The 13,673-nt window shown below is 48.0% G+C and carries 11 protein-coding genes; 10 read left to right on the top strand and 1 reads right to left on the bottom strand.

The window, feature by feature from the left end; all coding sequences use genetic code 11:
• Positions 1-5 precede the first annotated feature (5 nt).
• The 7 genes from LY387_RS20740 (at position 6) to LY387_RS20710 (ending at position 9,004) form a co-directional block, all read left to right on the top strand.
• Entirely contained in the window at positions 6-1,397 is a 1,392-nt protein-coding gene (locus LY387_RS20740) for a TolC family protein (RefSeq protein WP_419153465.1), read from the top strand.
• Positions 1,398-1,415: 18 nt separating this feature from the next.
• Entirely contained in the window at positions 1,416-3,134 is a 1,719-nt protein-coding gene (locus LY387_RS20735; protein ID WP_234497752.1) for an efflux RND transporter periplasmic adaptor subunit, read from the top strand.
• Positions 3,131-6,253, top strand: a complete 3,123-nt coding sequence (locus LY387_RS20730) for an efflux RND transporter permease subunit (RefSeq protein ID WP_234497751.1) — start codon at positions 3,131-3,133, stop codon at positions 6,251-6,253. The genes LY387_RS20735 and LY387_RS20730 overlap by 4 nt, the downstream gene beginning before the upstream one ends.
• Positions 6,254-6,310: 57 nt before the next feature.
• Positions 6,311-6,892 (top strand): copper-resistant cuproprotein CopI, encoded by a 582-nt coding sequence (gene copI, locus LY387_RS20725; RefSeq protein WP_234497750.1) that lies wholly within the window; start codon positions 6,311-6,313, stop codon positions 6,890-6,892.
• Positions 6,893-7,064: 172 nt separating this feature from the next.
• Entirely contained in the window at positions 7,065-7,727 is a 663-nt protein-coding gene (locus LY387_RS20720; protein ID WP_234497749.1) for a cupin domain-containing protein, read from the top strand.
• Positions 7,728-7,845: 118 nt separating this feature from the next.
• A complete protein-coding gene (locus tag LY387_RS20715; RefSeq protein ID WP_234497748.1) occupies positions 7,846-8,544 on the top strand; it encodes an aspartate/glutamate racemase family protein in 699 nt (232 codons plus the stop codon).
• A gap of 211 nt (positions 8,545-8,755) precedes the next feature.
• Positions 8,756-9,004, top strand: coding sequence for a hypothetical protein (locus LY387_RS20710; protein ID WP_042469641.1), 249 nt, complete (start codon positions 8,756-8,758; stop codon positions 9,002-9,004).
• Between the two features lie 62 nt (positions 9,005-9,066).
• Here the strand turns inward: LY387_RS20710 and LY387_RS20705 are convergent, their stop codons facing one another.
• Positions 9,067-10,761 carry a phospho-sugar mutase gene (locus LY387_RS20705; RefSeq protein WP_234497747.1) on the bottom strand — a complete coding sequence of 565 codons (1,695 nt, stop codon included), beginning with the start codon at positions 10,759-10,761 and terminating at the stop codon, positions 9,067-9,069.
• A 274-nt stretch (positions 10,762-11,035) separates the two neighbouring features.
• Here LY387_RS20705 and LY387_RS20700 point away from each other — a divergent pair, with 274 nt between their 5' ends.
• Genes LY387_RS20700 through LY387_RS20690 form a run of 3 tightly spaced genes read left to right on the top strand, consistent with a single transcriptional unit; the run spans position 11,036 to position 13,621 of the window.
• A complete protein-coding gene (locus tag LY387_RS20700) occupies positions 11,036-12,235 on the top strand; it encodes an MFS transporter (RefSeq protein ID WP_234497745.1) in 1,200 nt (399 codons plus the stop codon).
• Positions 12,210-13,175, top strand: coding sequence for an HTH-type transcriptional regulator YidZ (gene yidZ / locus LY387_RS20695; protein WP_234497743.1), 966 nt, complete (start codon positions 12,210-12,212; stop codon positions 13,173-13,175). Before LY387_RS20700 ends, yidZ begins: the two co-directional genes overlap by 26 nt.
• Positions 13,172-13,621, top strand: a complete 450-nt coding sequence (locus tag LY387_RS20690) for a GNAT family N-acetyltransferase (protein WP_234497741.1) — start codon at positions 13,172-13,174, stop codon at positions 13,619-13,621. The genes yidZ and LY387_RS20690 overlap by 4 nt, the downstream gene beginning before the upstream one ends.
• Positions 13,622-13,673 lie beyond the last annotated feature (52 nt).

The raw sequence follows: 13,673 nt of genomic DNA, 5'->3' as shown, positions 1-13,673 counted from the left end.
TGGAAATGATCGTGAAAACAACAATCCATTCGGTTGCACTGGCTGTAAGTGCGATCTTATTTGTTGTCCCCGCTACTCATGCTGTGAGTGGCGCTGGGACTAAACAGCACGCGAGTGAACAGAGCGTTTCTGATGCTTTGTCGCTTGAAACCCTAATAAACATGGCGATTGCTAATGATGCAAATCGTACGCAGTACCACGCTCAGTCTCAGGCGATGCGTGACACAGGCATCGCCAGTTCAACACTCAAAGACCCGACAATTAAGGTCGGTGTGGGCGGTTTACCTACCGATAGTTTTCGGTTTGATGAAGATCCTATGACCAATATTTCTGTGGGTCTAATGCAACAATTTGGGCGCGGCTCAACGCTCGATCTGCAAAACAAGAAGGCCCAACAACAAGCCGATGGCATTGGTTTTCAAGTTGAAGTACGCGAGCTAGACATTGCCAATAGCATCACTCAATTATGGCTAGAGTTAGGCTTCCAACAACAATCTGAGCGAGTGCTGCTTGAAAATCGAACCTTGATGGTCGAAATGGAGCGATTCATTCAAACCAACTACGCCATTGGCAACAGTGAGTCTCAAGATCTGATTCGTACGCAACTTCAAGTCGGTAAGCTGGATGAAAAGCTGCATGCGAACCGCCAGATGCAAAACCGCATTGTATCGCAGCTCTCAGAATGGCTAGGCGCAGAATGGTTAGCCAACCAACCAAGCTTAACTGCTGACGTTTCAGCAGACTGGCAGCGCCTTGAGCAGCAACTTAGCAATCAGCAGCGAGCAAATTACTTTCAACTGTTGAATCAGCACCCCATGGCACGCATTGCAGATGTGCAAATCGCAGCGAGCGAGACTCAGGTATCCATCGCAGAAGAAGCGTACAAGCCGCAATTCGGGGTTGAGGCCATGTACGCCCATCGCCAGGCTCCCAATATGCGCGGCGCACCTGCCCCCGATCTATTAAGTGCCTACGTCACTATGGACATCCCTTTATTCACGGGTAATCGACAAGATAAAAACCATTCTGCGGCGGAGTATCAAGTTGTTGCTTCCAAATCCAGTAAAGATGCCCTACTGAGCCAGATGAATGCCAAAGTAAACGCTCTTTTAATGGATAAACAAAACCTTAGTGAACGTTTTGAACGTTATCAACAAAGCTTGCTTCCCCAGGCTAAAGCTCGGACTCAGGCAGTAGAAAGAGGCTATGAAAACAATACCGCTCAGTTTAGCGATGTCATCACCGCGGCAAGCGATGAGCTTGCTATCGAGATTGAAGCGCTACGTCTTGAGACTGACCTCAACATTGTTAACAGCAACTTAGCCTATTTTCTTGGTGGTTTTAATTACCACGCCGAAGCGCCTGTGCTTTCAAAGCCAACAACGAAACAACAATAATTCAAAGGGAAACAACTAATGAAAACACTAAATGTCGCTCTGTTGGCACTCGCCGTTGGTGCAGGTCTTGGATATGTCGGGAACCAATACCTTTCGAGCCATTCAATGAGCTCTATGGGAAATGGTGATACAGCGGGTTCTGCTGCAGACAGCAACGAGCCACTCTATTGGGTCGCGCCAATGGATCCAAATTACAAACGAGACCAGCCTGGCAAGTCACCCATGGGCATGGACTTGATTCCCGTTTATGCCGATGACCTAAATGGCGGTAACGACAAGCCAGGTACAGTGAAAATCGATCCATCAGTCGAGAACAACCTTGGAGTCAAAACGGAGTCTGTTAAACAGGAAAAGCTCTCACCGCGTATTGAAACCGTCGGATACATCGCATTTGACGAGAGCCGCCTGTGGCAAACCAATGTACGCGTCTCTGGCTGGGTAGAAAAACTCTACATCAACTCTGTAGGTGAGCGAGTGAGCAAAGGTGACGTATTGTTCAAACTCTACTCTCCTGAACTGGTAAAAGCGCAAGAAGAACTACTCAATGCCTACCGCACGAAACGCAACTCGCTTATCAAGGGAGCAACGGAGCGTCTTATCACACTAGGCGTCGACAAACAGCAAATCCGTCAGATAGTGAAACAGGGCAAAGCATCACAAACCGTTGATGTCAAAGCCTTTGGCAATGGTGTTGTCGCAACGCTTAACGTCCGTGAAGGTGGCTATCTGTCACCAGCTCAATCAGTCATCAGTGCTGGTCCTATCGACGAAGTTTGGGTCGATGCCGAAGTCTTTGAAAGACAAGCTGAATGGATCAAAGCAGGCAGCGAAGCGGTAATGACGCTTGACGCAATCCCAGGCAAAGAGTGGCACGGCGCTGTCGATTATGTCTATCCGATCCTAGACCCTGCAACTCGAACACTGAGAGTTAGGCTCAAGTTTACTAACCCAGACTTTCAGCTCAAACCAAACATGTTCGCCAACATTGCTCTGGAACCTAAGACGGAAGAAGCCGTATTGACCATTCCGCGTTCAGCGGTCATCCGTTCAGGTGGCATGACACGTGTCGTGCTCTCTGAGGGGGAAGGCAAATACCGCTCTGCGCGCATTGACGTCGGTCGTGAAGCGAGTGACCGAATTGAAGTGATTCAAGGGCTTAGTCTTGACGATGTTGTTGTCACATCAGCACAGTTTATGCTCGACTCAGAATCGAGCCAAAGTGCTGACCTATCGAGGATAAATGGAGTTGAACCACCAGCGGAGTCTGTTTGGGCGAGCGGGGAGATCACCAAGGTGATGCCGGGACACTCTATGCTAACCATCAACCATCAGCCCGTTCCAGAATGGAGTTGGCCAGGTATGGTCATGGACTTCACTATCGACACTTCCGTGGACATGTCCACTCTATCATCAGGTCAACAGATTGACTTCGAGATGGAAAAAACACCGCAAGGACAATACGTCGTTACCGAGATTAAACAAGCTGAAAACGCCATGCCAAGTGAAGTATGGGTGGATGGCGAAATAACAATGCTCATGGCCGACTTTGGCATGATCACAATCCAGCACAGCGCCGTTCCTGATTGGCAGTGGGAGCAAGGTGAGATGAACTTCTCTACCGACGGCAGCATCGATCTAAGCGGTTTTTCTGAAGGCGATAGCGCTCGCTTCTTAATAAAAAAACAAGGCAGTGATTTTATTCTTTCAGAGCTCAAGCATGGGGAGGTTCAACCATGATTGGTGCCATCATCCGTTGGTCTATCAACAACCGATTCTTAGTGTTGGTCGCGACGTGTTTCCTAACGCTTGCTGGTCTTTACAGCGTCAAGAACACGCCTGTAGACGCCATACCTGACCTCTCTGACGTACAGGTAATCATCAAAACCAGTTATCCAGGGCAAGCGCCTCAAGTGGTCGAAGATCAGGTGACTTACCCGTTGACGACTGCCATGCTTGCCGTACCCGGTGCAGAAACCGTTCGCGGCTATTCGTTTTTTGGTGACTCCTACGTTTACATCATCTTTAACGATGATACCGACATGTATTGGGCTCGCTCACGTGTGCTTGAGTACTTGAGTCAAGTCGCGCCTAAGTTACCGTCTCAAGCCAAACCGACCCTTGGTCCCGATGCGACGGGTGTTGGTTGGATCTACAGCTATGTCCTACAGGACAAAACAGGTCAGCATGATCTTGCCGAGCTGCGCAGCATTCAAGACTGGTTCCTCAAATATGAGCTACAAACCGTCGAAGGGGTTTCTGAGGTAGCGACCGTCGGTGGCATGGTCAAACAATACCAAGTGCAGATCGATCCCGCCAAACTTCGTGCCTACGACTTAACGCTTCAGCAAGTCAACCAAGCCATCAAAAACGGTAACCAAGAAACAGGTGCATCGGTCATTGAAGTTGCCGAAGCTGAACACATGGTGAGAACTACCGGATATCTAACAAGCATCGATGATATCAAGGCACTGCCACTAAAAGTAACCGGCAAGGGCACACCTCTACTGCTGGGTGACATTGCGGACATCAACCTCGGACCTCAGATGCGCCGTGGTATCTCTGAGTTTAATGGGGAAGGCGAAGCGGTGGGTGGCGTTATCGTCATGCGCTTTGGAGAAAATGCTAGTGAAGTGATCGACAACGTCAAAACTAAGTTGGACGAGTTACAACGAGGTCTGCCTGAAGGCGTCGAGATTGTTCCAACTTATGACCGCTCAACACTGATCAATGATGCCGTCGACAACCTTTGGAAGAAACTGGCAGAAGAGTTCATCGTTGTCGCGGTGGTGTGTGCGCTGTTCCTGTTTCACATTCGCTCCTCAATCGTTATCGCGATCAGTTTGCCTGTGGGCATATTGGCAGCGTTCATCGTCATGCATTGGCAAGGTATCAACGCCAACATCATGTCCCTTGGTGGCATTGCGATTGCTATAGGCGCGATGGTGGATGGGGCTATCGTTATGATCGAAAACGTGCATAAGCACATCGAGAAAACACCACTCACCGACAAAAACCGCTGGCAAGTCATCGGCAAAGCGGCAGAAGAGGTGGGGGCACCGTTATTTTTCTCATTGCTCATCATCACGCTCAGCTTTGTCCCAGTTTTTGCCCTTCAAGGGCAAGAGGGCAAGATGTTTTCGCCATTGGCTTTCACCAAGACCTACGCCATGGCAGCAGCCGCGGGTTTGGCGATTACTCTGGTCCCCGTGCTCATGGGCTACTTCATTCGTGGCAAGGTATTACCTGAACATAAAAACCCAGTGAACAAAGCGCTTATTGGTCTGTACAGACCAATGCTGAGCTTAAGTCTGCGTTATCCAAAGAGCATGATCATCATCGCACTCGGGTTAATGGCATCCGCCTACTACCCTACCTCAAAATTGGGCAGTGAGTTTATACCGCCATTAGATGAAGGCGATCTCATGTACATGCCAACGACCTACCCTGGTATCTCGATTGGTAAGGCGCGTGAATTACTTCAGCAAACCAATAAGCTGATTAAAACGGTACCTGAAGTGAAAAGCGTCTGGGGCAAAATTGGACGCGCAGAAACCGCTACCGATCCTGCACCACTGACCATGATAGAGACCACCATTCAGCTCAAACCTCGAAGTGAGTGGCGTGAAGGGGTGACGACGGAGTCATTGCGAAAAGAGTTTGATGATTTGGTACAGTTCCCTGGACTCACTAACGCCTGGGTGATGCCGATTAAAACTCGAATCGACATGCTCGCGACGGGCATCAAGACACCGATTGGTATTAAAATTGCCGGGCCGGACTTAAGCGTCATTGAGCAAATAGGTTCAGACCTTGAACCTATCCTAAATGACATTCAAGGCACGGTATCAGTCTATGCCGAGCGTGTTGCCGGTGGTCGCTACGTAACCATCGATATCAAACGCCTCGCCGCTGCTCGTTACGGCTTGAACGTTAGCGATGTACAGCAGGTCATCTCTACTGCTGTTGGCGGTATGAACGTTGGAGAAACCGTCGAAGGGCTTGAACGCTACCCTATTAATGTTCGCTATCCACAAGATTATCGAGATTCTGTCGTTAAGCTGCAAAACCTGCCCCTAGTAACTCCAAATGGAGCAAGAATCGCGCTCGCTGATGTCGCCGATATTCGCTATGAAGACGGTCCACCCATGATCAAGACCGAAAATGCGCGTCCAAATGGTTGGGTGTTTGTGGATATTGCTGATCGTGATTTGGGCTCTTACGTTGAAGAAGCTAAACAAGTGGTTGCTGAGAAGCTTTCACTGCCGGCTGGTTACTCATTGGCTTGGTCTGGTCAATACGAATATATGGAGCGAGCCAAGCAGCGCCTTGGCGTGGTCATTCCGATTACCCTCGCCATCATCATGTTACTGCTTTACCTGAGCTTCCGCCGTGTTGGTGAGGTGATGATCATTATGGGCACCTTACCATTAGCAATGGTCGGAGGGCTGTGGCTAATGCACTACCTCGGCTATAACTTCTCTATTGCCGTTGGGGTTGGCTTTATCGCGCTGGCGGGTGTCGCCGTCGAGATCGGGGTAATCATGCTGGTTTATCTCAACCAAGCCTGGCACGCAAGAAAACTCAGCGCCGAGCAAGAAAACACTCAATTGACACCAGAAATGCTAACCGACGCCATTCGCGAGGGCGCAGGTCTGCGCGTTCGCCCCGTAATGATGACTGTCCTGACCGTCATCATCGGCCTTATTCCCATTATGTACGGCTCAGGTACTGGTTCAGAAGTGATGCAGCGTATCGCCGCACCAATGATTGGGGGGATGGCTTCTGCACTGCTACTGACTCTGCTGGTGTTACCTGCAATCTACAAACTTTGGAAATCAAAAGAAACTCAACACTAACGAACAAACTCCCTCCAGAAAACGCTGGAGGGACATCAACACAACAAGGAAAGACACATGAAAAAGACACTTATTGCATTCACTATGACGCTATTAGCGACTCAGGTTTGGGCTGATGGCATGGATCACTCAAAGATGGATCATGGCAACATGGACCACGGCCATATGAACCACGACCAAATGGACCATAGCTCGATGGATCATGGTTCAATGGATCATAGCAAAATGGATCACAGTATGATGGACATGGAAGGAATGTCAGCTGTGGGCATGCCAGCACCAGGAGCAAAACCTGACAAGGTTGTGCACGTCATTCTTAAAGACGATATGACGATTTCATTCAAGCGTGATGTGGAGATCAAGCCAAACGATGTGGTTCAGTTCGTAGTGATGAATACTGGCAAAGACGACCATGAATTTGTGATTGGCTCACCTGCGGAGCAAGTCGCCCATCGTAAGATGATGGAGAACCCAACCGGAGACCATGACCACCACAATATGGGTAATGTGGTCTATCTAAAACCAGGTAAAGCAGGTCAAATCAACTGGCACTTCCATGGAGAAACCGAGATAGAATTCGCCTGTAATATCCCTGGGCATGCTGAAGATGGGATGACAAAAACCATCACTATCAAGTAATTCGCGAGACTAGACCAGAGGCTCTGATTTTCACCAATCGGAGCCTCTTTCGACTCCCACATTGTTGATGCAAAAATTCCGTGATCGATTTTCACAACGCATTTCGTATCATTCCGTTATGATTACTACTCATAGATCACTTTTTCCAAGCACCACTTTAAGAGAGTTAAGTATGGATACACTCATTAACGCCGACTTTGATAAACGCGTCGTCATTCGCCCAGAAGATTACCAATGGGTAGACTCTCCTATGCCAGGTGTTGTGCGGATGAGACTCGACCGAATCGGCGATGAGGTAGCGAGAGCAACCTCGTTAGTTCGCTATCAACCGAATAGTGAATTCTCACCTCACACTCATGGAGGTGGGGAAGAATTCTTTGTACTTGAAGGCGTGTTTTCAGATGAACATGGTGACTACCCTGCTGGAACATATGTGCGCAACCCAATCGGTACTGCACACACTCCGAAAATAGGACCAGAAGGCGCGACAATCTTCGTTAAGCTTCAACAATTTAAAGCTGAAGACCAATTGCAATTTAGTATCGATACCCATAGCCAACCTTGGTATCAAGGACTTGTCGAAGGATTAACGGTAATGCCTCTACATGAGTTTGAAGCGGAGCACGTAGCACTCGTTAAATGGGCACCTAATACTCAGTTCAATGCTCACCAACATTGGGGCGGTGAAGAAATCCTCGTTCTCGAAGGCACCTTCTATGACGAACATGGCGTCTACCCCAAAGGTACTTGGATCCGCAGCCCTCATGGAAGCAAACATACGCCATACACAAAAGAAGACGGCGCGTTGATTTATGTTAAGACGGGTCACCTCTGATCCGAATAGGTTGCGCTCGAATACACATAAATTCATGCCAGTACAGGAAAAAGAGACTACCCAACAGGCTTCGATGGCGCTTTAATAGAGTCATCAAATCAACAACAGGAAGTATGGTATGAAAACAATTGGCTTGTTGGGAGGCATGAGCTGGGAGTCTACGCTCAGCTACTACAAATCCATTAACGAAGGCGTAAAACAAACGATGGGTGGACTGCACTCAGCAAAAATCTGTTTGTATAGCGTTAACTTCGATGAAATAGAAAAACTACAACACCAAGGACGCTGGGATGAGACGGCCACTATCTTGGGCGAAGCGGCGGCATCGGTAGAAAGTGGTGGCGCAGATTTCCTGCTTATCTGTACTAATACCATGCACAAAGTTGCTCCCGACATTGAAAAGCACATCACTATTCCAATCTTGCACATTGCCGATGCGACAGCAGAAACGCTAAAAAGCGATGGCGTCATAAAGGTGGGGCTTCTCGGCACACGTTTCACCATGGAACAGCCTTTCTACAAGGACCGATTAATTGAACAGCATGGTATCGATGTTGTTGTCCCAAACGAAGCGGACCGCACCCTAGTTCACGACATCATCTATCAAGAGTTGTGCCGAGGCGAGATCAAAGACCAATCAAGACAGGTCTATCTAGAGATCATTGCTAGGCTTAAGCAGCAAGGGGCTGAAGCGGTAATCTTGGGCTGTACCGAGATTGCATTACTGGTGCAACAGCAACACACCGATGTCGCGCTATTCGATACCACTGCGATTCATGCTGATGCGGCAGTCAGCATGGCGTTAAAGCAAGACTGAACAACATATCGATACTCGTGCTAGCTATCTGGCGCGAGTATAGTTCACTGATTTACATAACATTTCTATTTATCCCTCCTCCCATTTACGTGCTATCCGCCACATTACGCCATCATATAACTTGAGTTTCATATACCATCACCACAAGATAGGTCCAAACCCCAACAGTGCTATTTCGTTTAAGTACAGCACATAGAACAAAGGAACTGGAATGTCCGACTCTGAAACGGCTTTACACTGCGGTAACTGTAACCAGAAAACCCAACACCAGCGACTCACGCCCGCCGAGATTGAAGCTCAAAAACAGCAAAAAAACAGCGCTAAATCCCAATGGCTTAATCTGATCGTTGGCGTATTCCTAGGAACTCATAAATCTGAAACCCACATCAGTTACTTCAAATGTAAGGTGTGTGGTGCTGAGTATGACGATAGAGAGAACTTGCCTCATGGATGGGGTTAGCGTTCAGATCTCAATAAAAAAGGGTTACCTCGTAAGGTAACCCCAATCGAAAAGCCTCACTCTTACAAGCTCTTCTGATGAGCCTCTATCAAAGCACTCATTTTTACATCCGCAGCTTGACTAGCCTGCTCGTAATCCATATCTTCTGGGAAGTCATTGATCACCTCGTAGTAGCATTTGAGCTTGGGCTCAGTGCCTGAAGGGCGAACAATGACCCGAGACTTATCCTCCAATAGGTAAATCAATACATCACTGGCTGGAAGGTCAATCCGCTCTGAAGAACCATCGGCAAACTGACGTTGAGATAGCTTAAGGTCCTCGATGATTTCTACACGCTGACCTGCAATTTGAATTGGAGGGTTGCCACGAAGCTTATCGCCAATTGGCCGCGCATTGGGGTCGAGTGCGATGCTACGCTGAGCATTACAGTAGAAACCATGTTGACGATACAAATCCTCTAGCTTGTCCCAAATGGTTTTGCCTTGTGCCTTAAGCTTGCCCGTTAATTGTGAGAAAGCCACCAGTGCAGACAGCCCGTCTTTATCCCAGACTTTATTGCCAACGGTGTAACCCAACGCCTCCTCGTAAGCAAACAAGAATGGATGAGAATCTGTCTCTTGCTTCATCGCGACGTTGGTTAGCCATTTAAACCCAGTCAATGTTTGGTAGTAATGTGCGCCATGCGCCTTGGCAATGCTGCTTAGTAGGCGTGAAGACACTATGGTATTCCCCACCAAAGAATTAGGCTGCCCTTCAAGAAGATAATCACCGAACAAAGCCCCGACCTGATCGCCTGTTAGCATTTGATATTCACCATCAGGGCGCTTTACCGCGACGGCGAAACGATCGGCATCGGGGTCGTTCGCGCAGGCTATATCAGCGTCAACCGCTTGACCTAACGCCATCACTCTATCCATCGCACCGGCTTCCTCTGGGTTAGGGAAGTTTACAGTCGGAAACGTACCATCGGGCTCTCGCTGCTCAGCAACACTAGCAACTTTGTTAAATCCAGCATCGGCTAACAAAGTTTCCGCCATTTCAGCTCCCACCCCGTGCATTGCAGTGTAAGCAATCGAGATGTCAGTATTGCTATCAGGTTTGAGCAAGTGACTGTTATTCATGACCTTACGATAATTCTCGTAATACTCATCATTTAACCAGAAAAGCAGCCCCTGCTGCTCAGCGTCTTTGAGAGGCTTCAAGTTGAGTGGCTTAGTAGTTGTTTGATCAATCTTAGCTGCGATCCCTGAATCATGAGGCGGTATGATCTGAGCGCCATTTTCCCAATAGACCTTAAAACCATTGTACTCAGGTGGATTGTGACTCGCGGTAACTACCACAGCGGCAGCAGCATTTAATTCTCTAACCCCAAACGCAACAATTGGGGTTGCTGCTACTTTATGAGTTAAGTAAACCTTGATACCTTGCGCGGTCAATACTGATGCGGCGTCATGAGCGAACTGCTTTGAGTCTGGGCGGCCGTCATAGCCAATAACGACGCCGCGCGATTTAGCTTCTTTGACCTGTTCTACAAGGTAGTCGCCAAGTCCTGTCGCCGTCTCTTGGATCACCAAACGGTTCATTCGGTTTGGTCCAGCACCGACTTTTCCACGCAAACCGGCGGTACCAAATTCCAAGCGTGAGCCAAAACGATCCGCTAACTCCTGCGTACTGTTAGCATCAATAAGCTGCTTAAGCTCCTCGCGAGTTGCAGCATCAGGATCCCGAGCGAGCCATTGAGTGAATTGTTCTGTCATAGTTACCCTTCCTTTTTCGTGGCATCTTCATCGATCTGCCATCATTCTTAATTTTCTTTCGTTACTCCTTAAGTGTAAATGAAAACTACTCTCATTTTAGAGAGGGCAACCGATAAAATACAGTTTGCTTTATAAAGAGCATAGTCAAAGAGACTTCAAGTCACTCACGACAAAGACAGTATGTCGAAAACGGACATTACCGTTGTCGCATTGCTCACTCGTGTAACCGAGTACCACTCACTAAAATCTGGTTACCGTTTACAGTGAGGTTTTCATGTTAAAGTTTCTTATTTGCAGCTTCGCGCTGGTTCTGCTCTATCCAACCGCCATCGATCTTTATCTAGTTGGGCTACCACAAATCTCCGCAGACCTCAGTGCAACGGAGTCTCAACTTCATATCGCCTTTTCCATCTATTTAGCGGGGATGGCAACGACAATGCTACTAGCAGGAAAACTGTCTGACTCATTGGGAAGAAAGCCAATGGCGATAGCAGGGGCCACCATATTTGTCGGAGCCTCGCTGATGGGAGGCGCTGCCGAGCAAGTGAGCACTTTCCTCGCCGCAAGGTTTGCTCAAGGTATCGGTGCTGGCTCTTGCTATGTTGTCGCATTCGCCATACTACGCGACACATTGGATGACAAACGTCGAGCCAAGGTTCTGTCGATGATTAATGGCATCACCTGTATCGTTCCTGTCATAGCGCCCGTAGTAGGTCACCTAATTATGCTGAAGTTTCCTTGGCAGAGCTTGTTTACCACAATGGCAGGCATGGGGGTTTTGGTGTGTTTACTTTCACTGTTGCTACTTAAGGAAACTAAGGCAACGGGAGAAATATCCAAGTCCATAAGTGGGAGCGGCCCTCAATCTCACCATGAACGCTTTTTGAGTCGATTTTTCGTTAGTCGCGTCATCATCGCGTCATTAAGCTGTACCGTCATCCTCACCTACGTCAACGTATCGCCAATGTTGATGATGGGAACACTTAAATTAGATCGTGGGGGATATTCTTCGGTAATGGCAATGACTGCGCTGGTTAGTATGATCACATCATTTTCAGCGCCACTCGCTTTGACGTTTTTTCGTGAGCGCACACTTATTATCACCTCACAGAGTCTATTTGCTATTGCGGCAGCAACGCTTGTTCTAGTTAGTCGTTACGATGTGAATACGGTTGGCTATTTCATTAGCTTCGGACTGATCTGCGCCGCATTCTCGATAGGATTTGGCGTGACCATGAGCCAAGCACTGAGCCCCTACTCACAGCGTGCAGGTGTAGCAAGTTCCATACTCGGTGTGAGTCAGGTCTGTACCTCTGCGTTTTATATTTGGTTAATGGGCATAATAGGCGTCAGTGCACTGTATGCTCTGATCGCTATATTGGCGCTAACTAGCATAGTTTGCTTAGCTCTAATATCATGGATACCAAAACCAACATCATCGCCTCAGTATGAAGAAAGCCACTACTCGACTTGATCTTAACTTGCTCACCACGCTGCAACTGTTACTACAGGAACGCAGCGTGTCTAAAGCCGCGAAAAAGCTTAATGTCACCCCATCCACGGTGAGCAAATCATTAGGCAAGCTGCGAGATTGGTTCGATGACCCACTATTCATTAAAACCCCGAATGGGCTGGTTCCAACACCTGTGGTGCAAAGCATGGAACACGAGCTTAGCGATTGGTTTCAGATGGGTGGACAAATTCTAGAAAAGCGCAGTGAGGGCTCCACCAAAGGGCTGAGCTTTAACTTAATGGTAGAGTCCCCGCTCCTGCTTACCATGCTGAATGAGTTGCTGCCTCTTATACAAGAGCGCTACCCTGATGCAAAAGTAAAAACTAGCAACTGGGACTATGACTCACTAGAAGCCATCATTCGTGGTGACGCCGATATTGGATTTACAGGGCGAGAAAGTCATCCACGTTCGAAGGAGTCGGTAGACCTACTCCCCTACTTCATCGACTTTGAAGCGCTGTTTTCTGAACTGCCTCAAGTCTATCTACGTCGTGACCATCCAGCTTTTCAGCAAGAATGGGATCTAGAGAGTTTTCTCTCCTACCCGCACATCAATACGGTATGGGAAAAAAGTGAGAAATGGGCACTGGATGAAGTGCTCACTGAGTTAGGTAGAGAGCGTAATGTCTCTCTCACTATGGCAAGCTTCGAGCAGTCTCTGTACATGGCTGCCCAGCCGAATCACGATATGGTAACAACAGCGCCTAAATACTGTGAGCACTACGTTTCGCGTCTTCACCCAGAGCTAACGTCATTGCCTATTCCTGTAAATGAAGAACACCAAGAGAAGCTACTTATTCCATTTACGATGATTTGGCATAAACGCAATGCCCACAATGCCAAAATCCGTTGGCTAAAAGAGACCATAAGATCGCTCTATCGCGACAGAGAACAACAATGAAAATGAAATTTGATTTTTATATCGGCACCATAGACGACGCCCTAATTGTCGACGGCTCCATTCCTGAGTTTGTGCAAAAAACACCAAAAGAAAAACTCACCGAGCGTTTGAAAGACAAAAAGCACCTCGTGTTAATCGCTGCCCACAACAACAAGCCCATCGCTTACAAAATTGGCTATGAACTGTCAAAGAGCGTGTTCTACAGTTGGCTCGGCGGTGTTTCTATCGATTACCGTAAACTGGGTATCGCAACCGAGTTAAGAGAGCAGCAAGAGGCATGGGCACTTGCGCAGGGCTACCGAGCGATCAGCGTTAAGTCTATGAACCGCTTCCCTGCTATGCTGCAGCTGCTACTTTCATCCGGTTATAAGATTTCCGGTTACGAAGACAATGGAAGCGTTGATAACAGTAAGATTCACTTTGCGAAACAGCTATGTGACAAATAACCTCAACGACAAAATCGAGCAATCTGGAACAAGTTTTCTCGTGCTAGTCTGA

It is taken from the genome of Vibrio maritimus, from assembly GCF_021441885.1.
Classification (GTDB): domain Bacteria; phylum Pseudomonadota; class Gammaproteobacteria; order Enterobacterales; family Vibrionaceae; genus Vibrio; species Vibrio maritimus_B.
Note: the sequence above shows the minus strand (reverse complement) of the source record. Positions and strands in the feature narration are given on the sequence as shown.